General features: G+C 38.9%; 24 protein-coding genes and 1 pseudogene. 9 read left to right on the top strand and 16 right to left on the bottom strand.

Annotation, left to right across the window (positions count from 1 at the left end):
- Positions 1–9: 9 nt before the first annotated feature.
- From B0I26_RS00275 to B0I26_RS00265, 3 genes are read left to right on the top strand one after another with little or no spacing between them, the layout of a single operon-like run.
- Positions 10–1,137, top strand: a complete 1,128-nt coding sequence (locus tag B0I26_RS00275) for a sugar ABC transporter substrate-binding protein (protein WP_111643478.1) — start codon at positions 10–12, stop codon at positions 1,135–1,137.
- A complete protein-coding gene (locus B0I26_RS00270; protein ID WP_111643477.1) occupies positions 1,137–2,651 on the top strand; it encodes a sugar ABC transporter ATP-binding protein in 1,515 nt (504 codons plus the stop codon). The genes B0I26_RS00275 and B0I26_RS00270 overlap by 1 nt, the downstream gene beginning before the upstream one ends.
- Positions 2,630–3,640 carry an ABC transporter permease gene (locus tag B0I26_RS00265; RefSeq protein WP_111643476.1) on the top strand — a complete coding sequence of 337 codons (1,011 nt, stop codon included), beginning with the start codon at positions 2,630–2,632 and terminating at the stop codon, positions 3,638–3,640. Before B0I26_RS00270 ends, B0I26_RS00265 begins: the two co-directional genes overlap by 22 nt.
- Positions 3,641–3,692: 52 nt before the next feature.
- Here B0I26_RS00265 and B0I26_RS00260 read toward each other — a convergent pair whose 3' ends face one another.
- Together B0I26_RS00260 and B0I26_RS00255 are read right to left on the bottom strand one after the other, a co-directional pair.
- The gene (locus B0I26_RS00260) at positions 3,693–4,205 is read right to left on the bottom strand and encodes a methylated-DNA--[protein]-cysteine S-methyltransferase (protein ID WP_111643475.1); all 513 of its coding nucleotides are present in this window, start codon (positions 4,203–4,205) and stop codon (positions 3,693–3,695) included.
- A complete protein-coding gene (locus tag B0I26_RS00255) occupies positions 4,189–6,414 on the bottom strand; it encodes a PAS domain-containing sensor histidine kinase (RefSeq protein ID WP_111643474.1) in 2,226 nt (741 codons plus the stop codon). Before B0I26_RS00255 ends, B0I26_RS00260 begins: the two co-directional genes overlap by 17 nt.
- 284 nt (positions 6,415–6,698) lie before the next feature.
- Between B0I26_RS00255 and B0I26_RS00250 the strand changes: the two genes are divergently transcribed.
- A complete protein-coding gene (locus B0I26_RS00250) occupies positions 6,699–8,480 on the top strand; it encodes a B12-binding domain-containing radical SAM protein (RefSeq protein WP_111643473.1) in 1,782 nt (593 codons plus the stop codon).
- A 122-nt stretch (positions 8,481–8,602) separates the two neighbouring features.
- Here B0I26_RS00250 and B0I26_RS18140 read toward each other — a convergent pair whose 3' ends face one another.
- From B0I26_RS18140 to B0I26_RS18130, 3 genes are all read right to left on the bottom strand, one after another.
- Positions 8,603–8,761, bottom strand: a complete 159-nt coding sequence (locus B0I26_RS18140; RefSeq protein ID WP_181502648.1) for a hypothetical protein — start codon at positions 8,759–8,761, stop codon at positions 8,603–8,605.
- Positions 8,762–8,763: 2 nt separating this feature from the next.
- Complete coding sequence (locus B0I26_RS18135) at positions 8,764–8,919, bottom strand: hypothetical protein (protein WP_181502647.1); 156 nt, start codon at positions 8,917–8,919, stop codon at positions 8,764–8,766.
- 74 nt (positions 8,920–8,993) lie between these two features.
- Positions 8,994–9,137: a hypothetical protein gene (locus tag B0I26_RS18130; RefSeq protein WP_181502646.1), complete on the bottom strand. Its 144-nt coding sequence runs from the start codon at positions 9,135–9,137 to the stop codon at positions 8,994–8,996.
- A gap of 96 nt (positions 9,138–9,233) precedes the next feature.
- On the opposite strand from B0I26_RS18130, the gene B0I26_RS00245 reads away from it, so the two are divergent.
- Positions 9,234–9,581, top strand: coding sequence for a DUF3905 domain-containing protein (locus B0I26_RS00245; protein ID WP_111643472.1), 348 nt, complete (start codon positions 9,234–9,236; stop codon positions 9,579–9,581).
- Positions 9,582–9,697: 116 nt separating this feature from the next.
- Here B0I26_RS00245 and B0I26_RS00240 read toward each other — a convergent pair whose 3' ends face one another.
- From B0I26_RS00240 to phaR, 7 genes and pseudogenes are all read right to left on the bottom strand, one after another.
- Positions 9,698–9,997, bottom strand: a complete 300-nt coding sequence (locus tag B0I26_RS00240; RefSeq protein WP_146612788.1) for a hypothetical protein — start codon at positions 9,995–9,997, stop codon at positions 9,698–9,700.
- 28 nt (positions 9,998–10,025) lie between these two features.
- Positions 10,026–10,163: a hypothetical protein gene (locus B0I26_RS18125; RefSeq protein ID WP_181502645.1), complete on the bottom strand. Its 138-nt coding sequence runs from the start codon at positions 10,161–10,163 to the stop codon at positions 10,026–10,028.
- Positions 10,164–10,327: 164 nt separating this feature from the next.
- Positions 10,328–11,464 carry a zinc-dependent alcohol dehydrogenase gene (locus tag B0I26_RS00235; RefSeq protein WP_111643470.1) on the bottom strand — a complete coding sequence of 379 codons (1,137 nt, stop codon included), beginning with the start codon at positions 11,462–11,464 and terminating at the stop codon, positions 10,328–10,330.
- Positions 11,461–11,718 (bottom strand): annotated as a pseudogene (locus tag B0I26_RS00230) (MFS transporter); the annotation flags it as partial. The gene B0I26_RS00235 and the pseudogene B0I26_RS00230, both read right to left, overlap by 4 nt.
- Before the next feature lie 463 nt (positions 11,719–12,181).
- Positions 12,182–13,276 carry a class III poly(R)-hydroxyalkanoic acid synthase subunit PhaC gene (gene phaC, locus B0I26_RS00225; RefSeq protein WP_111643468.1) on the bottom strand — a complete coding sequence of 365 codons (1,095 nt, stop codon included), beginning with the start codon at positions 13,274–13,276 and terminating at the stop codon, positions 12,182–12,184.
- 51 nt (positions 13,277–13,327) lie between these two features.
- The gene (locus B0I26_RS00220; RefSeq protein ID WP_111643467.1) at positions 13,328–14,071 is read right to left on the bottom strand and encodes a 3-oxoacyl-ACP reductase; all 744 of its coding nucleotides are present in this window, start codon (positions 14,069–14,071) and stop codon (positions 13,328–13,330) included.
- Between the two features lie 77 nt (positions 14,072–14,148).
- The gene (phaR, locus tag B0I26_RS00215; protein ID WP_111643466.1) at positions 14,149–14,574 is read right to left on the bottom strand and encodes a polyhydroxyalkanoic acid synthase subunit PhaR; all 426 of its coding nucleotides are present in this window, start codon (positions 14,572–14,574) and stop codon (positions 14,149–14,151) included.
- A gap of 218 nt (positions 14,575–14,792) precedes the next feature.
- Between phaR and phaQ the strand changes: the two genes are divergently transcribed.
- From phaQ to B0I26_RS00195, 4 genes are all read left to right on the top strand, one after another.
- The gene (phaQ, locus tag B0I26_RS00210) at positions 14,793–15,224 is read left to right on the top strand and encodes a poly-beta-hydroxybutyrate-responsive repressor (RefSeq protein WP_111643465.1); all 432 of its coding nucleotides are present in this window, start codon (positions 14,793–14,795) and stop codon (positions 15,222–15,224) included.
- A 37-nt stretch (positions 15,225–15,261) separates the two neighbouring features.
- Complete coding sequence (locus B0I26_RS00205; protein ID WP_111643464.1) at positions 15,262–15,771, top strand: hypothetical protein; 510 nt, start codon at positions 15,262–15,264, stop codon at positions 15,769–15,771.
- Positions 15,772–15,791: 20 nt separating this feature from the next.
- Positions 15,792–16,229 (top strand): MaoC family dehydratase, encoded by a 438-nt coding sequence (locus B0I26_RS00200; RefSeq protein WP_111643463.1) that lies wholly within the window; start codon positions 15,792–15,794, stop codon positions 16,227–16,229.
- A 119-nt stretch (positions 16,230–16,348) separates the two neighbouring features.
- Positions 16,349–16,555, top strand: coding sequence for an alpha/beta-type small acid-soluble spore protein (locus B0I26_RS00195; RefSeq protein ID WP_111643462.1), 207 nt, complete (start codon positions 16,349–16,351; stop codon positions 16,553–16,555).
- A 116-nt stretch (positions 16,556–16,671) separates the two neighbouring features.
- Here B0I26_RS00195 and B0I26_RS00190 read toward each other — a convergent pair whose 3' ends face one another.
- The 4 genes from B0I26_RS00190 to B0I26_RS00175 all read right to left on the bottom strand — a co-directional run.
- Entirely contained in the window at positions 16,672–17,178 is a 507-nt protein-coding gene (locus B0I26_RS00190) for a ferritin (RefSeq protein WP_111643461.1), read from the bottom strand.
- Positions 17,179–17,248: 70 nt separating this feature from the next.
- Positions 17,249–18,364 carry an anti-sigma factor domain-containing protein gene (locus B0I26_RS00185; RefSeq protein ID WP_111643460.1) on the bottom strand — a complete coding sequence of 372 codons (1,116 nt, stop codon included), beginning with the start codon at positions 18,362–18,364 and terminating at the stop codon, positions 17,249–17,251.
- Complete coding sequence (sigI, locus tag B0I26_RS00180) at positions 18,364–19,104, bottom strand: RNA polymerase sigma factor SigI (RefSeq protein WP_245934693.1); 741 nt, start codon at positions 19,102–19,104, stop codon at positions 18,364–18,366. The genes B0I26_RS00185 and sigI overlap by 1 nt, the downstream gene beginning before the upstream one ends.
- A 316-nt stretch (positions 19,105–19,420) precedes the next feature.
- Positions 19,421–20,041: APC family permease (locus B0I26_RS00175; RefSeq protein WP_146612792.1), on the bottom strand; the 621-nt coding region annotated here is incomplete at its 5' end.

Here is a 20,041-nt window from a genome sequence, read left to right as displayed (position 1 = left end):
GGAACAATCGTGAAATTGTTAAAAAAGTTGTTCATTTCAGCTGCTTTATTCAGCTTGATTCTTGGCGGCTGCACAAATGAGCAGGATGCCGTCAGTCAGCCAAAACAAGAGCAAGCTACCTCACAAAAAACAGAAGCAAAATCGGCAACAACCGAAAACGCAGAAATTCCGGAAAAATTGAAAAAACCAATAAAAATTGCTGCGATTATGCAAATGTCCATCGGTACATTCTCCTCGCAATATATTGCAGGAGTAAAAGAACAAGTTGAAAAGTTTGGCGGTGAAGTGCAAATTTACAACGCTGACAACGACTTATCAAAAATGGCTTCCTATGTGGAAACCGCGATTACACAAAATGTTGATGCCATTCTCTTAGACCATGGCCGTGCCGATGCGTTGCAAGCTCCTGTGGAAAAAGCCGTCGCTAAAGGAATTGCTGTCGTTGCATTTGATAACGATTTAAACGTGCCGGGCGTTACCGTCATTGATCAAGATGATTACAGCTTAGCATGGAAGACATTAAAAACACTTGCGGAAGATTTAAACGGTGAAGGTGAAATTGTGACAATTTGGGTTGGCGGATTCACGCCAATGGAGCGCCGTCACATCATTTACGACGCATTTAAAAAGCGCTATCCAAATATTAAAGAAGTAGCAAAGTTCGGTACAGCAAGCGCCAATACCGCACTCGATACACAAGCGCAAATGGAAGCCATTTTGAAAAAGTATCCAAACAAAGGGGATATTGATGCTGTTTTCGCGACTTGGGATGAATTTGCCAAAGGCGCTGTCCGCGCGATTCAACAAGCCGGACGAAATGAAATTAAAGTGTATGGTATCGATTTAAGCGATGAAGACTTGCAAATGATTCAACAAAACAACAGTCCTTGGGTAGCGACAACAGCTACCGATCCTGCGGAAGTCGGAAGAGTGCAAGTCCGCTTTGCATATCAAAAAATGGCCGGAGAAAAAACGCCAAATATTTATTCGCTTGAGCCTCATTTAGTGAAAAAAGCTGACTTGCCAAACGAACAAATTTCAATGAAACAGCTTGGCGAATATATCGAAGGCTGGGGCAAATCAAATGTTGCCGTCTCTCCATGGATGAAAGCATTGGAAGAACAGGTGAAAAAATAATGAATGAGTTGCAAATGTTGAACATCTCTAAATCATTCGACAAAGTAACCGTACTAAACGGCGTGAATTTCCATGTAAAGCAAGGGGAAGTTCACGCCCTCTTAGGAATGAACGGGGCTGGAAAAAGTACATTAATGAAAATTCTTGCAGGCGATTTTCCTCCTGATGACGGAACAATTATGATTGATGGGAAACAATATACGTTTTCCTCCCCTCTCGATGCAAAAAAAGCAGGAATCGGCCTTGTTGCCCAGGAGGTAGATACCGTCCTTTTTCCCGCCCTATCCGTCTGTGAAAATATTATCGCCAATGAAATCATCGACACAAAGACATCTCCGTTTCTCTCATGGAACAACCAAAAGCAGCGGGCAAAGGAATTATTGCGCCAAGTCGGTTTGGAAATGGACGTCAATAAGCTTGTCTATGAGTGCAGTCTCCATGAAAAACAGCTGATTTTACTGGCGAAAGTTCTGTCTTCTTCCGCCAAATATATTATTTTAGATGAGCCGACAGCTCCTTTAAGCACCGCAGAAACAAAGACATTATTTCAAATTATCCGGAAGCTAAAAGCAAAAGGTGTTTCGTTTATTTATATTTCTCATAAACTGGGAGAAATCAAAGAGATTTGCGACTGTGTTACGATTTTACGCGATGGTAAAGTAGTTCACAGTTCACCTATATCAGACATTACAATCGAGCAAATGGTTGAACACATGATCGGCCGTACTTATAAATCCGCCAAAAAAGAAAAAAGAACATTGGACGAAACAATCGCTTTCGAAGTAAAAAATTTATTCATTCCAAAAACAAAAACAACCGTAAATCTACAAATTCGCAAAGGCGAAATCGTCGGAATTGCCGGTCTTGTAGGGGCCGGAAAAACAGAACTGGCTCATAGTTTGTTTGGATTAGAAAAAACAAGCGGACAATGGCGGATTAACGGAAAAGAATATACCATTTCTTCCCCCATCGAAGCGATTGAGGCAGGGATTTCCTACATCCCTGAGGAACGGCGCAAACAAGGATTATTTATGAACGAGAGCGTCCAAAAAAATTTAACCGTTCGTCTCCTATCTTCACTGACAAACTTTCAGTGGATTCATAGACAGAGAGAAGAAAAGCTTGCATTAAATTTAATTGAGTCTTTAAAAATCCATCCTTCTTTTCCAAAAATAACGGTGAGACATTTAAGCGGCGGCAATCAGCAGAAAGTAGTCATTGGTAAATGGTTGAGCACAAATAGTGAAGTGTTCATTTTCGATGAACCGACGAAAGGAATCGATGTAAACGCTAAAGCAGAAATTTTCTCCATCATTCAATCACTTGCAAAACAAGGGAAAGCAATTCTGTACTTGACGAATGAGTTTCAAGAATTGCTCGATATCGCAGATACGATTCATGTCATGGTAGATGGAAAGTTTGTTAAGACGTTTTCCGCTGAGGAAGCAACGCATGAAAAACTGGTTTATTACAGTAGCGGAGGTGAAACTTCGTGGCACAAACTGCCGTCGTAACAAAAGAGAAACAACGAAAAACTTCTCTTCTGCAAATTTTATATAAACACGGGACATTGCTCGCTATTTTGGCAGTGATTACTTACTTCAGCATGACAATTGAGCAATTTTTTACGTATGAAAATTTCAGCGATATTTTGCGCTCGATTTCCATTGTGACGCTTGTTGCGATTGGCATCACCTTTTCCTTAATTGTTGACGGATTTGATTTATCGGTTGGCTCTACGGTCAGCTTATCAACGATTGCCAGTGCAGCTGCGCTTGTATTATATCGCCAAGAAATTCTTGTTACATTGCTTGTACCTATTTTATTAGGCATCGCAGTCGGACTTTTAAATTCGTTGCTGATTGTAAAATTAAAACTTCCTGATTTACTCGCCACATTAGCAGTGATGTACATCATTAACGGCATACAGCTTACTTACACAAAAGGTTTTTCGATTTATAATGATATGCCGCTTCCTGAGGGCGGAACAGCGCCGGGAAAATTTATTCCTTCCTTTTTATTTATCGGACAAGGCGAGTGGCTTGGCATTCCATTTTCTGTATTGTTAATGCTCTTTTTAGTTTTTGTTTCTCATCTATTTTTGACGTACACAAAACCGGGACGTCTCTTTTATATGACAGGCGAAAATCGCGAAGCTGCCCGGCTTTCTGGAATTCCTGTTAACCGCTATCGCACATATGCTTACGTTATCAGCGGCTTGTTTGCCGCCATCGCTGGAATCGTTCTTGCCTCCCGAATCGGTACAGGACAAGTTTCAGCAGGCGCACCGTTATTAATGGATGGGGTTGCTGCGGCTTTTATTGGTATTTCCGTTTTCGGCATCGGAAAGCCAAATGTCATCGGAACGATGTTCGGCTCCATTTTAATCGGTGTGTTGCTGAACGGATTAACAATGATGAACGTGCCATATTACGCTCAAGATATTATAAAAGGCGGAATTTTAGTCGGCGCCTTGGCGTTATCCCACATACAGAAGAAATGAGAACAAATCCAAGCTGTCTCAAAAAAGGGTCAGACCCCCTCTAAACCGCAGGTCAGACCCTTATGAGGCAGCTTTTACTATTTTCTTTTTCAAGTTCAAGCAGTTTTTCTTTTACATCGATTCGATTCCCTGCATATCCAACTAATTTTTGATTTTTTCCAATCACCCGATGGCATGGCACGATAATCGCAAGGTTGTTTGCGCGATTCGCCTGCCCGATGGCCCTTACTGCTTTCGGATGACCGATCTTTTCTGCAATATCCGCGTAACTGACCGTTTCCCCGTACGGAATTTCACACAATGCCTTCCACACTTTCTCTTGAAAAGCGGTTCCTTTCCATTTAATCGGCAAATCAAATGCTTTTCTTTTGCCGGCAAAATATTCCTCCAATTGCTTTACAGCACTGTGTAACAACGGGGAATCACTTTTTATCATTCGGTGTTTTTGGAACAATTGCTGCCAATTCTCTTCAAAAAGCTCAATACGGACAATTGCTTCTCCATCGGAAACAACATAAATTGGTCCAAACTGCTTTGACATATAAACGCTATATTCCAAGTTCATCGTACTCCTCTTTCTCCCGCTCTGTCGGCAATGTAATATAAAACGTCGTGCCAACTCCTACTTGGCTTTTCACTTCTATTTTTCCTTGATGCTCTTCAATAATTTTATAACTTACCATTAAGCCAAGTCCAGTTCCTCTTTCCTTCGTTGTGTAAAACGGTTCCCCAAGCTTTTTAATTTTATCTTCAGGAATTCCGCATCCTTGATCCGTAATGGAAATTTGAATATGCTGCTCATCGAGCGGTTTAATTGCCACTGTAATCGTACCGCCTTTTGGCATGACTTCAATGGCATTTTTCAGCATATTAATAAACACTTGTTTTAATTGGTTAGGCTCACAATAAATGAAAGGCAGCTGTTCGCTGTATTTGGCGATAATTTGCACATTATGCATCATTGCCTGCGCACCTAACAAATCAATCGTATCCTGCATAATTTTTCTTACGTCATTTTGTTTATACTGAACAGCCTGCGGTTTTGCCAAAACGAGAAATTCGGTAATAATCGACTCGATGCGCTGCAATTCTGATGTGATCACATTGAAATACATCGAATAATCTTCTTTAATACTGTTTTGCAACAGTTGGATAAACCCCTTTAAAGCTGTCATCGGATTGCGAATTTCATGGGCAATTCCCGCCGCAAGTTCACCTACAACATTTAATGTATCAGATTTTCGCAATCGTTCCTCTAATTCTTTTCGTTCCGTCACATCACGAAGCATCATCATGCTGACACCGGGAATAATTTCCCGCTTTAACGAAAATTCAACGATTTTTTGCTTTTTGCCATCAGAACTTAAGCTCATTTCTGCATAAGCTTCCCCGGTGCGTTCACACTGTTTAAGCAATTTGTAAAAGTTTTTCCTTTCTTTCTCCGAGATAAATTCACAGACGGGTTGATAAAGCAACTGTTTCTTTGAGGCATTGAAAATTTCGCATGCAATCGGATTCACATCAATAATTCGATATTGATGGTCCCATAAAAGGATGCCATTCATTGCATGATCAAAAATACTGCGGAATTTTTGTTCGCTCTCCCGCAATACTTTTTCCATTTTTCTCCTTTCGCTGACATTGCGGAAAATCGTCAAATGGTGCCCGTCAACAACTCCACGCTTTGATGTAAATTCAAGCTGCTTGTCTTCTCCATTCGGCATATGGAAAGTAAGTTCATCGCGAATTTCTCCAGTCTTAAGAAAATCCCTGATCATCTTTTTGACTTTTTTATCTTTATAGTCAAAAAAGTTTTTTAAATTGCATTTTACAAGCTGTTTCAGCGGCAGCTCAAACGTCCGGCTCGCTGCCGGGTTTGCGTTTAAAATATTTCCTTGATTATCACAAATAATAATCGCTTCATGCGCCTGTTCAAAAATAGCACGAAACCTTTCTTCGCTTTTTTGCAGCTTAACCTCCATATTTTTCTTATCTGTTACATCGCGCATAATCGCCATATAAAAACCGCTGTATACATTTGAAGTTGTCGTCAGCTCAAACATTTTAACGGTTCCATCCAAAAGAACTAGAGAAAGCTCTCCTTTTGCCGTTCCCTTTTCCTTTAATTCACGCAAAAGTTTTTCGAAATCTTCTTTATATTCGCTGGCAATAAACTGTTGAAATGACAAGCAGAGCAGTGTCGCTTTGTCAAAGTTTAAACTCATACAAAAAGCCGGATTTACATCGATAAAGCGTCCGGATTCGTCAAAAATAACAATCCCGTCTACGGCACGATTAAACACATCTCTGAACAAAAACTCATTAATGGTTCGTTCTCGTTCCAGTGCTTTTCTTGAGGAAATGTCCCTCATAATCGCTAAATCAAAATTATTGAATGCATCTTTCTTAATCGAAAACTCAATATGTTTGATTTTTCCATTTTTCAGTTTAATAATGAGTTCATCGCTAAATGAACCGAATTTATGTAACATAGAACGTTGAAATTGCAATATATCAGGCGGAACAAGATCGAGGAATGTTTTAAAGTTTTGACCGATAAGCTCTTCTTTTTCCATTTCGAACAATTTACATGCTGCCTCATTTATTTCAACAAATTCACCGTTTTGATTAAAAATCATAATCGCATCTAAAGACCGTTCAAAAATAATAGAATAGCTGTTTAACTGTTCCTTCAGCCACTTATTTTCTTCCTCTAGCGCTTTCACATCGATTTGCTGTTTTTGCTCTTCGCGAGGAGAAAGGCTGCTATTCATTAGTTCCCCTCCTCCTTTTCTTAGAGGATTTCCGAAGTTTATCATTTTTATATTCTCTATAAAGTTTTCTTAATCCTTCCTGAATTTTTTAAAAAATTTAAATTTTTATGTTAAATTACGAATTTTACCGTAATATACCATAAATACAATGAAGTTTCCAGTTTATTATTTGAGATGGATAACAGAACTTTTATTTTTTAACGGCTTTTTGTCCAAAATGTGTTATAATAAAATGTTGTTTTCAAACAAATACACTCTTTAGGAAATAAAGGAGTTTTGTATAAATGAACATTATTTGTACCACGTTAAACGCGAAATATATTCATACAAATTTAGCGATTCGCTATTTAAAAGCATATGCTCAACCTGAGTTTGATATACAACTTGTCGAGTACACCATTAAGGACCCGGCGATGAACATTGTCATTGATCTTTATCGAAAAAAACCTCATGTTATCGGGTTTAGCTGTTATATTTGGAACATTGAAGAAACGATTAAAGTCGTTAAAATGCTAAAAAAAATCGATCCTTCCATCATTATTGTCGCCGGCGGCCCGGAAGTTTCCTATGATGTGCGTGAGTGGATGGAAAAAGTGACGGAATTTGATTTTATTGTTATTGGCGAAGGCGAGGAAACGTTTAAACAATTTTTATTCCAACTGCACGATAAGAAAGATTTTGAAAACGTACACGGCCTTGCGTTTCGTAAAAATGGAGAAATCATCATTAATCCGCAGCGCAATAAAATCAATTTGGCAGAGATGCCGTCGCCGTTTCGCTTTCCGGAAGATCTTCCGCATTTATCAAAGCGCGTCACATATATTGAGACAAGCCGCGGCTGCCCATTTAGCTGTCAATTTTGTCTGTCTTCCATTGAAGTAGGGGTACGCTATTTTGACCGCGAAAAGATTAAGGACGATATTCGCTATTTGATGAAGCATGGAGCAAAAACGATTAAATTTGTCGACAGAACGTTTAATATAAGCCGCAGCTATGCGATGGATATGTTTCAATTCCTTATCGAGGAACATGTTCCAGGCACGGTATTTCAGTTTGAAATCACAGCCGACATTATGCGCCCTGAAGTCATTGAATTTTTAAATAAGGAAGCGCCGCCTGGTCTTTTCCGCTTTGAAATTGGCGTCCAATCAACAAATGACGAAGTAAATAAGCTGGTGATGCGCAAGCAAAATTTCGAAAAGTTAACCCGCACCGTCACAATGGTAAAAGAGGGCGGAAAAATCGCCCAACATTTAGATTTAATCGCCGGACTGCCGGAAGAAGATTATACTTCATTTAGAAAGACGTTCAATGATGTGTTCGCACTCCGCCCGGAAGAATTGCAGTTAGGCTTTTTAAAAATGCTGCGCGGCACCGGCCTTCGCCTTCGTGCCAAAGAACACGATTACGTCTTTATGGACCATGCACCTTATGAAATTTTAAGCAACAACGTTCTTTCGTTTGAAGAGATTATTCGCATCAAACAAGTTGAAGATGTGCTTGAAAAATATTGGAATGCCCACCGAATGGATGAGACGATTGAATATTTAGTATCTCATATATTCCCGACCCCGTTTGATTTCTTCCAAGAATTCGGAACGTATTGGGATGAACAAGGTTGGGCGCGCATCGGCCATCAACTGGAAGATTTATTCCGGCGCCTTTATCAATTTTTACAGAAAAAAAATATTGCGGATCTCCCAATCATTGAAGGATTGATGAAATACGACTATTTACGCAATCAAAAACATAAGCCGCGCAAACCGTGGTGGGAGGAAAAAACAGATAAAAACTTACGCTCAAGCATTTACCAGCAGTTATTAGAAAAACCAAGTCTGCTCGGTGAGGAATTTGCATCGCTGCAGTTGAATGAGAAAGAACTTTTTAAACATACAGTAATGGAAATTGTGCCGTTTGACTTGCAGCAATACATCAAAACAAAAGAAGTACAGCCAACTTCAACCGTCATGATTATTTATTTTGACCCGGTTCATTTAATCGCCAAAACGTATTTTGCTCCATTATCCTTTTTTCAAGTCCGTAATAATAACATGAAGCTCGCTTAACAAGTAAAGAGGCTGTCTCATAAGAGTCTGACCTCAACGTGCGTTTCACAAAAATATATATTATGTTCTATATATTTATGTTGCGGGATCTGACTTTGGCTTTGAGACAGCCTCTTAATAAGTTAATCTTTTTTTTGTCTTCTCTTTGCTTCTTCCATTAATTCCATCATCTTATATGAATTGAAATCGCCTGTTTCTGTTCCAAATTCTTCGCGTAGAATATCGCCTGAAATTGGGATAGTATGCCCAATTTCTTTATTTTTCGCCGTTTTCTTTGTCATTGTTATTCCCCTTGTCTGCCTTGCTTTGAGTTTCGATTTGCACCGCGAATCATATCTTCTCCACCTGCATATTGTGCAGTAACTTCATCATGCGGTAAACTTTCTGTTGGTGTTTGATTGTTTGTTTTGGCTGCATCGAAACCCGCTTTTCGTTTCATAAAAAAGCCCTCCTTCATTTTTATCACGTTATTAATCTGTTCCAACAACTACTTAATCATGAAAGGAATTTTGTTCATTTGTCATTTGTTTCTTTACGTTGATATACAATCAATACAAATTCCTCGCCTGTTTCTTCACGCAATGTTTTCTCAAATTCCTGCACTTTCAGAAGCGTATCTCCTTCTAAATTCGCAACTGGAAATAATGGATTTTTCAACTTTCCCCCTCCTCTTTTTTCTTAATGTCATTCAAAATGAATTTTTTTATTCATAACAACCACCGCCACGGACAAACTAAAATCGAGGTGATAACAATGGAAAAGAAAAAAGAAGTGATACAGTCACCCATCTTAGATGAAACACAGCCGCACCAAATTGCTGCTCCTTCCTTTAAAAGGACAGGCATAAAAATGCAGCCACCATTTGTTAATAAATATGGAGTGGTTATCGGTGATAGTAAATACAATTCCCCGAACTCCCCGCTCAATCAATGGAGCGAAGATACTGACCCAAGCGTTATGTCTGGAGACGAATGGGTGCATCCGACAAACGATATTGGTTGGAATACGGAGGAAAACCGTAAACTTATTGAAGAGAAAAAACGTCCAAAAGGGGCTCCGTTCATGCATCCAAGCAAAGATGTAAGCTATGGTCAAGATTAAAAAGATAAGGCTGTCTCACTAGGCACGTACTTTTGTAAATAACGCCCATTTCTTTGAATAGCGGCATTGCAGAGGGCGAACTGTTTAGAGACAGCCTTTTCTTCCATCAAACATATTCACTTTCTTTGTATTTCTTCTAAATGTACCCTGCCTCTCACATTATGAATATAATTTTGTATTTTTAATAAGATGTATGGATAAGTTTTATCATCAAGATGCAGCCGCCGCTCTTGTTTCTCTTCTTTTGTCACTGAATAATAAAGAGTCACTCCATAGAAAATGCTTGCTTTTATGTCGACAATTTCAATGAATTGGCTATCGGTTACAACAAGAACAAACAACGCCCCTTCATATGTATAGGAGACAATTTTCATCTCTGTGCGAGATACAAAAGGTAAATTTCGCAACGGCTTCAATAAAAATAACAACCGTTTACGGAGTTTCTCATCGATTTCCTCTAATATTTAACGGAACAAAACTTGGCTTGCTTACTCTGTATTCCCGATGCATTGAAAAAGAAATCGCAATAATCGGAAAAAGAATTAACAGCAACACAAATATTCCTATAATGTTTTCCAGCATTTCATTCCTCTCCCTCATTTTCACTAAAAAAGGGCTGACCGAAAAGTGTCTGACCTCACGCAAAACCCATCATATATAGTGTTTTCATTCGACGTTATGTCCTATATATGGTGGAGGGGTCTGACACTTTGTTTTAGGGTCAGCCTCTTCCGCTTCTCATTTTACTATGGCTTCAGCACAACTTTAATGCAATTGTCTTTCTTTTCATCAAAAATTTCGTAGGCGTGCGGTGCCTCTTCTAAAGGCAAGCGATGCGTAATAATATCGGTCGGATCAAATTTTCCTTCAACAATCCACTCGTACAGCTTTGGAATGTAATGAATGACAGGAGCTTGTCCCATTTTCAGCGTAATATTACGAGCAAAAAAATCGCCGAGCGGAAATTGATTATATCTTGTGCCGTACACGCCGACTAGCTGGACGGTTCCGCCTTTTCTCACCGCCTGTGAAGCTATAACGATAGCTCCCATTGCCCCACCGTGTATTTTTAACGCTGAACCAATCATTTCAAGTGCGGTCATTTTCCCATCTAAACCGACACAATCAATGACGACATCTGCCCCGCCACCTGTTATTTCCTTTATATATTCACCGACATTTTTGTATTGTGTAAAATCAATGATTTCTACATTGTTCACTTTCTTGGCATGCTCGAGCCTATATCCAATGTAATCGACAGCTATAACGCGTTTAGCTCCTTTTAACCAAGCAAATTTTTGCGTTAACAGCCCGACCGGACCGCATCCTAAAACAACAACAGTATCGCCGTCCTTAACACCGCTACTGTCTACTCCCCAAAAAGCGGTTGGAATAATATCAGATAGAAACAGTAATTGTTCGTCTTCCAGTTCACAATCCTCCGGAACGACAAATGGCATAAAATTAGCAAACGGAACACGTAAATATTCTGCCTGACCGCCTGGATACCCGCCGAACGTCTCCGAATAACCAAAATATGCACCGCTTTCTCCATAAGGATTAGAAGTGTCACATTGGCTTTCTAAATCATTTTGACAGTACCAACATTGCCCGCATGCAATCGTAAACGGCACAATGACACGATCGCCTTTTTTCACTTTCGTTACACCTCGCCCTACTTCTTCGACAATCCCCATCGGTTCGTGACCGATAATAAAATCGTGCGGCATATTTGGAATCATTCCATGAATAAGATGCAGATCGGAGCCGCAAATAGCCGTACTCGTAATTTTTACAATAATGTCATCATCCTTTAAAATCGAAGGGGCGGGCACATTTTTTATCTTTACATCTTTCATTCCTTGATATGTCACAGCTTTCATGCTGAATCACTTCCTTCCTGCGATGGTTTTATCGCTGTTAAAATCACAATGCTGGCTAACAAACATAAGCCGGTTAATAAATAAAACATAATATTTGTTGATTGCTTCATTAATAAAGCGATTATTGGCGGTCCTAAAGCAACACCGATAAAGCGCATGGAACTGTAAATAGAAGTAATCGTACCTCTTTCTTTCTTCTCAGTCCCTTCTGTAATGAGCGCATCTAAACATGGTAAAGCAACGCCAATACCGATACAAACGTTCTGTCCATTCCATATCACATTCCTACCTTGATTTATTAATGTAAGTTTTCTCGTACCGGTACACATGCTTTTGTTGTCTCACTTCCTGAAAAATGAATGCGCGGAATAAGCAATTAAAAAGCCATTTTTTACAATTACCACTCATAACAGTCTCGGTAATTTTATTCGTAATTTATCATTTCCTTAAGCTTTATTGTCATTCTGTAAAATAATAACAAAAAGAGGCTATCTCAACAGTCAGGGTCATCCCCTTATGAGGCAGCCTCTTCGTTTATTTTCCTCCAGCAAATGAAATTCCTTTACTTGAACTACTCCCACTTAGCACCCTTACATGTCGTTTGAAGCGGGAGTCTTCTCTGCTGTTTATGATAAATATAAAGTGTTTTCTTTCGACTTCTACAGATTCTCGCCATAAAATATAGGAGGATGCTTTAAAAACATCCCCCTGATTTATTTAATTTGACCGTTGTTCAAGCCAGTTCCCAATCGTTGGATAAGTGATTTTCACCGCTTTTGGTCCAAACACGACAGAGACATGACCAGTTTCCATTAAAACATATTCTTTATCTTCACTTGAAATAGCATCCATTAAAGCTTCAACCTGATGCGGCATGGCGATATGATCACGGCTGGCAGCAATATTTAACACATTCGCCTTAATATTTTTTAAATCAACGCGGCGCCCGCGAATGAATAATTCCCCTTTTATCAGCTTATTTTGTTGATAAAACTCGCGAATCCATTGGCGGTATGCTTCTCCAGGGAACGGAATTCCGTCAGTCACCCACTTTTGCATTAACTTCCAGCTTTCCACAAATTTTTGGTTTTCTGAACGATCGAGCAGCGTGACATACGGTCCGTAAAAGTTTGTCAACGGCTTAAGCATCTTATTGCCAAAATCAATCATCTCACCAGGAATAATGCCAAATGTGTCTACTGCTTTATCTAAGTTAAAGTAACGTTCATCAAGGAATACACCATATAACCCTGTATCGGAAAAATCAAATGGACTTGTTAAAAAGATGAGGTTGCGAATCGGCAAGTCTGGATGCAGTGCTGCAAAAATAGAAGTCATCGTTCCGCCCATGCAATAGCCTAAGATTGAAATTTCTTCCGCCTTAGCAGTCTTCAGCACTTTTTTCACGGCACGAGGGATATAATCCAAAATGTAGTCATCTAATTTCATCTTTCGATCTTCTAATCCCGGTGTTCCCCAATCAAGCAGATATACATCAAAACCGCGATTCACTAAATATTCAACTAAGCTGTTTCCAGGTGTTAAATCGAGAATATATGGCTTATTAATTAAAGCATAAACAAGCAAAATTGGCACTTTATGAAGTTTTGTCTGTGTCGGAACGTAACGATATAACTTTGTTTTGTTTTTTTTCCAGATAATCTCTTTAGGTGTAAGTCCGACTTCTGGTTCCGCTTCAATCATAACAATTTCTGCTGCTCGTTTAAAACGATTATAGGAGCCTTTCAAATTGTCGGGCATGGCATCTAAAAGTTTCTCCCACTCTTTCATCAATGAAGAAGTTGAAAACATCCGCTTTCACTCCCTTTCTTTGCATGACATCTATTACCTACACCTAAACGATTACATATATAAACCGCCGTTAATATTTAATTGTTGGCCTGTAATATACTCGCCGTCCCGGCATAAATATAGAACACCGCGCGCAATTTCATCGGCATGTCCAAAACGGCGCGCCGGAATTTTTGCTTTAATTTGTTCCCGAATATTTTCCGGCACTTCTGCCAGCATATCTGTCTCAATAAAACCTGGACAAATCGCGTTAACAGTTACCCCTGTTTTCGCTAGTTCTAACGCTAATGATTTCGTAAAGCCGATCATTCCTGCTTTAGCTGCTGCATAATTCGTTTGTCCAAATCCACCGGCTTGACCGATAATCGATGAAATATTAATAATTCGTCCGGCATCTGATTCCATAATATAAGGAAGCGCTGCAGCCGTTGTATGATACACGCTATTCAAATTAACGTTAATGACTTCATACCATTCTTCGCTTGAAAGCTTTTTAAATGTACGGTCGCGTGTAATTCCTGCATTGTTCACTAAAATATCGAGTCTGCCGTATTGCTCAACAGCAGCATGAATCAGCTTATTTGCGTCCTCCTGTGAAGACACATCAGCCTGAACAGCGATTCCCTCACCGCCGTTCTCTGTAATTTCCGCGATGAGCTGTTCAGCTGCTTCGCGGCTTTTGTTATAGTTCACAACAACTTTGACGCCGTTGCGCGCCAATTCTCTTGTGATTGCCGCTCCGATTCCTTTGCCGCCTCCTGTAATGACTGCTACTTTCCCCTCTAATTGAACCATCAAACATGCCCCCTAATTTCACTATTTTTTACGCAAAACTATTTGTATGCTTATAACCGTAAAAATATTTCTGTTTTCTATTGTTCACTGTTTGGCATGCGTTCTTCCTTTTCCAAGAGAGCCAACAGCTTGTCTATTTTTCCTTCTAAACGTTTTATGTCGCTCTTTAATTTTGTTATTTCTTTTTTCATTCCATTTGCATGATCTTGCTGTTCTTCAAGCAAATCCCCCATATCTTCAACTTTTTCTTCAACATTGATAACGAGCGAAGCAACGTTTGCTACATCCTCTTTCGATGGCATATTTGCCTGCCAAAGAGTGCGTTCGGCTGTTTCTTTAATGATTTTTTGAAGCTGAAGATTAAAATTGAGCACACTCCCCATCCATTTGGAAAAATCTTCACTGCTCATTGTTTCCCCGAGCATTTTCCCCATGTAGCTTTCCGCTTTGTCGTACATTTCCTTCCATGCTAAAAATGGATCAAACACTTTTTGCTCATTCATCAAGCTATCCCCTCCATAAAATTCGTTAATTAGTAAAAATTACATCTAATTATTATTATAATGAAACAAAATATTATTCAACAATTCTTAATTTTCGATCTATTCATACATATGTTTTAAATGAATGTCATATTTTGTTGAATACCATCTATTGACACAATCGATATATAAGTGTAAACTACATATATATAAAAAATGCATATCAATGAGGTGAGCACGTGACAAACAAAGAAAATAAACAGCCATTGCACGAAAAATATCCTGCCGGTGCTCCAAAAAACTTTATTGTCCCATTTTTACTGCTCAGTCTGCGCGACTTCAGTCTTCACGGCTATAAGCTGATTGAACGTCTCAGCCAATTCGGATTCCAATCGATAGACCCCGGCAACATTTACCGAACGTTGCGGCAATTAGAAAAGGAGCAATTAATTACTTCCGTATGGGATACGTCTTCAGGAGGACCTGCAAAGCGGATTTACTCACTTACAAAAACGGGAGAAAAGTATCTCGAAGTATGGGCAGCCTCGCTTGAACAATACCAGCAAATGATTGACACTTTTTTTTCGATGTACACAAAAATGTTATTCCCTTTTAACGAGAGAAGCAACTCCGAAAAAACAACACCAAATAAGCCGGAAGAAGGAAGCTAGACTGAGTAAATAACAATATTTTTAAGGAGGAAGAGCAATGAAAGAAAATGTTACACAAGTAATCGATACTGTATGGGATGGCTGGTTTAAAGGAGTAGATTTGTTTTTTCATTCCGGAAAACAAGTGGAACAAGCAGTTATGGAGCATTTAGAGCGTCAACAACAGTGGATCGCTCAAGCGTCAGAAAATCTTGGAAAAGCAAGAAGTGAAATGAAGCAACAACTTGAACAATTCCGCAAACAAACAGAAACAGAACTGCGAAATACATTGGGAGACGAGGCAAGTCAAACAATCGCTAAATGGATGACACAGCTGGACGAAATTGCCGAGCGGTTCATGCAAATCGCTCTTACCCCAAGCAAAGAGTTTTTTAATGTTTCTCAAGCTTTTTATCAGCAGACTGCCAATTTATTCAAACAATTTTTTTCACAACAACAATCGAACCGAGAAGAAGCGGAAAAATTTTTAAAATCCTATTTCGAACAAATAAAAGAATCACAAAAAGCCTTCATCGAGAAAGCAGTTGATTCTCCTTTTTTCAAATAAAAACGGCTAAGGAGAGTGATTTGCAGCTCTTATCCAAATTAGTTCCTTCTGTTCCATATCAAGAGATTCAAATCGGTGATTGTCGTTCAATTACGAAAACAATTACGAATGAAGACATTATCGCCTTTGCAAAATTAACCGGCGATGTCAATCCGATTCATCTCGATGAAGAATATGCGCAACAAACACGCTTTAAAGAACGAATCGCTCATGGGCTTCTGACAACGAGTTATATTTCTACTGTTATCGGAACGAAGCTGCCAGGGAAAGGCACGATTTATTTATCACAGTATGTGCGGTTTAAGGCGCCGGTTAAAATCGGCGATACACTTACGATCACCGCTAAAGTTATTGATAAGCAAGACGATAAAAAAATCGTTACTTTAGAAACAAACGTTATCAATCAACATCATCAGTTAGTTGTTGAAGGTCAAGCTGTTATTATGAAAATGGATTAGCGATATGGCTGCGGCTGCCAGAAAATTGCGGTATCCTCTGTAATTACCATTATAGATGAACGATTGAAATAACATAATAAACTTACAGGCTGTTATTTCAATAAAGGAGGAAGTCAAAAATGGCTAGAAGCAGCAATAAATTGCTTGTACCAGGTATTGAACAAGCGCTTGACCAAATCAAATACGAAATCGCCCAAGAATTTGGCGTACAACTAGGTTCCGATACAGCGTCCCGCGCAAATGGCTCTGTCGGCGGAGAAATCACAAAACGTCTAGTTGCCCAAGCGCAAAGCCAACTTGTCGGAACAAACAGAACTCAAGCATAATAAATCGAGAGGCTGATCGATAAGTGTCTGATTTCACCTTCCCACAATATATCACTCATGTACGATATATTGCGGGAGCCTTGACACTTTGCTTCGGTCAGCCTCTTTCCTAATTATTATTTCTCCTCTGGTGTAAATGTTCGTTTCGCGAATTCATTATCAAGCATAAATAAAGCATTATTATCATTTTGAATTCGCTTTAGCTTTTGAATAATGCTATCGAACATATCTTCTTCCTCAACTTGCTCATCAATAAACCATTTCAGAAAGTTAATCGTTGCATGTTCCCGCTCATCCCACGCGATGTCAGATAGCTTATAAATTCGTTTTGTTACTTCTTTTTCTTGAGCAAGCGCCTTCTCAAAACAATCGAGCACGGAAGCAAATTCATTATTCGGTGACTGAAATCCGGTAATAATCGCCCGTTCACCGAGCGCATTGATAAAATGATAAAATTTCATCGCATGAAATCTTTCTTCTTCCGCTTGCACTAAAAAGAAGTTGGCAAAGCCGTCCAACCCCTCTGATGAGCAGTAGGCAGCCATTGCCATATAAGAGTGCGCCGAAAAAAATTCAAAATTCATCTGCTCATTTAAACTTTGCAATAACTTCTCACTTAACAATTTCGTCACCTCTTTTTTATATACTCTTCCCTATTATAACAAGAAAATCCAGCGCACCATAGCACTGGATTTAATCTTCCTCTTCATCTTTATGGCCATGCTTTTTGCCATCATCATCATCTTCATCTTCATCTTTATATTCATGCTCTTTGTCATCATCTTCCCTTCGCTTCTTTTTTTCCTTTTCCTGTCTTCGTTCAAGCTTCTTCTCTTTCTTTTCTTGCTTTTGCTCAAACTTCTTCTTTTGCTTTTCTTGACTTTTCTGTTCTTTTTCTTCATATTTTTCCTGAAATTTATCTGGATGATGGGAAGAAGACGCTGGAACTTTTGGAAGCTGCTCCTCTTTTTCTTCTATATGAGGAGGCGCTTGCTGGCTTGGATTCCATTGTTCCTTTTGTTCCTTCGTATCATGAGATGAAACTGTATCTTTTGTTTGCTCTGTTTCATCACCGATTGGCACAGCCGGTGCTTCTTTCTGCACTTCGTCCCCCGATGGTAATGGCTCTTGATTTGACCCGCTCTTTTCTTTTGCTTTTTCTGTTAAACGCAAATATTTTCCCGTAGTAAATCCCTTTTCAACTGCCTCTTTTCTTACCTCTAATGTGCTTGTTTGTGTTGTGACAATAATATCTTTTGCTTCATAAGATTGTTTTACTTCATTTAACTGTTGCACTAATTGCTGCGAAGAAGAACGGCTTGTTTCCTTTTTGACGGTGGTAATGAGAACTTCTTCTCCCTCCTGCAAATAACCGTTTTTTATACTTAGCTCAATAATTTTCTTAGCAATGTCAATAAATGGTTCCCCCTGCCAATCAGATAGACGGGTAACAATCATTTTTCCATCTTGGTTATACCCCTTTATTTTGACAACTTTTAAATCCTTATTTACAGCAATTTCAATGCTCGGGTTAATATCAATTGACAAATAAGCATACACCTTATTAGATGTTGAACTAGAAAACATCGCAAAAATAAGGAGACAAACGGCAACCATGCTTGTTAACGCGATTTTAAATGAAGAAAAACGAAAAAACGTTTTTTTCATTCTTTGCCGCTGCATCGGTAATTTCCCGATTTCTTCGCCGATTTGATAAGCTCCTTCTTTCTTGACTTGAATAAATTCTCCTTCAGGGGTCAATAGTGTGACGAAATCCTCATCAACCTCTAATACAATCCCTTTTCTCATTATTGAAGCACCCCTTTAATATAGTCTTTCAAATATACATAATCACCTGTTAAAACAATCGTAATCGCAATAATATACTTGCGGTTTCTTTCTAATGTTTTGCGGCTTAAATGAACCATGCTCTGCAGCTGTTTAATCGGCAATTGCTTTTTCTCGAACAGCTTTGTGCAAAGTTCACGATTCTCCGCCAGCAGCTTTGCTACTTTAATGGCATTCAGACGGGCATCAAAATGCTTTGGAGACTGTTCCACTAATTCTTGAAAGCTAATTCCGAACTCCTTTAATACTTTTTGGTAATGGATAATCTCTTCACGGCGCTGTTCTTGCTCTATTTTTTTATAAAATTCTTCCATTGACAACTTCGTATCTAAATAGGTCTGAGCCGTATCTTTTTCCTCTTCCTCTTCGATATGAACCGTTCTTAATTTTGCCTCTTTTCGAATGTAATCGATCACTCTTCTTTTAATTAACAACTCAGCAAAAGCAATAAACGAACTTCCTTTATCAATCGAGTATTTTTCAATCGCTTCATTAAAAGCAATTAATCCGATGCTAAATTCATCATCACCTTCATTAATAAATCGTTTACATACACTGGAAACGGTTTTCGCAATAAACGGCTTATAATCATGAATGATTCGATTTTGCAGATCCGTATTTCCTTGCTGAATTTCGGAAATCTCCTGTTCAATCGTTCTCTCTTTTTTAAATTTCAATAATATGCTAAGCATCAACTTCACCTCGTTGTAAAAGAGACCGAAACTTAATTTTCTCAAAATATTATTCGTACATCATAAAAAACTTTTGTCGGTAGCTCAAGCGGTAATTTTATACATGTGTAATCATACTAAACAAAAATATCCGTTGAGATGAAGGAGATGGCTTACTATATTTGTACGTATATAAAGAAATGCATTTAACCGTCAATATCAAAATAAAAAAGAGCTATCCCAAAAAAGAAGGGTCAGACCCCCCTCCCCCATGATACATCGTTAACATATCATGGATGGTGCATGTGGTCAGACCCTTATGAGACAGCGTTTTGTGAAGTTTAGTTTAGCTAACCTTCTCTTCTACATCTTTCATATTGTTAAGTGTACTATTCTTGCGCCCATATAAGAAATAAATGACTAAGCCAATTAATAACCATGCCGCAAAGCTAAGCCATGTTGTTGCCGGCAATTGAAGAACTAAATAACCGCAAAATGCAACAGCCAACAAAGGAATGAGCGGAACCATCGGAACTTTAAATGCGCGTTTTAAGTTTGGTTGTGTTTTCCGTAAAATTAATACGCCAATGGATACAGTGATAAAGGCGAATAATGTTCCGATGTTCGTTAATTCCGCAAGTTTGTTTAAAGGAATGACTCCTGCAAAAAACGCAACGAGCAACCCCGTTAACCATGTGTTTACAAATGGAACTTGTTTTTCTTTGCTTACTCTAGAAAATACTTTTGGTAATAACCCGTCACGGCTGATGGCATAAAACAAGCGAGTTTGTCCATACATCATTACAAGCAGTACGGTTGTAATACCTGTAATTGCACCCAATGAAATAAATCCGGCTACCCAGTCTTGATGAATGTAGCTCAATGCGAAGGCAACAGGATTTTTTACGCCTAATTGATCATACGGAACAATCCCTGTTAGCACTAAAGATACGGCAATGTATAAAAG

Origin of the sequence: Paranoxybacillus vitaminiphilus (genome assembly GCF_003259935.1) — a bacterium.
GTDB lineage: Bacteria > Bacillota > Bacilli > Bacillales > Anoxybacillaceae > Paranoxybacillus > Paranoxybacillus vitaminiphilus.
This window is presented reverse-complemented; position numbering and strand designations above follow the sequence as displayed.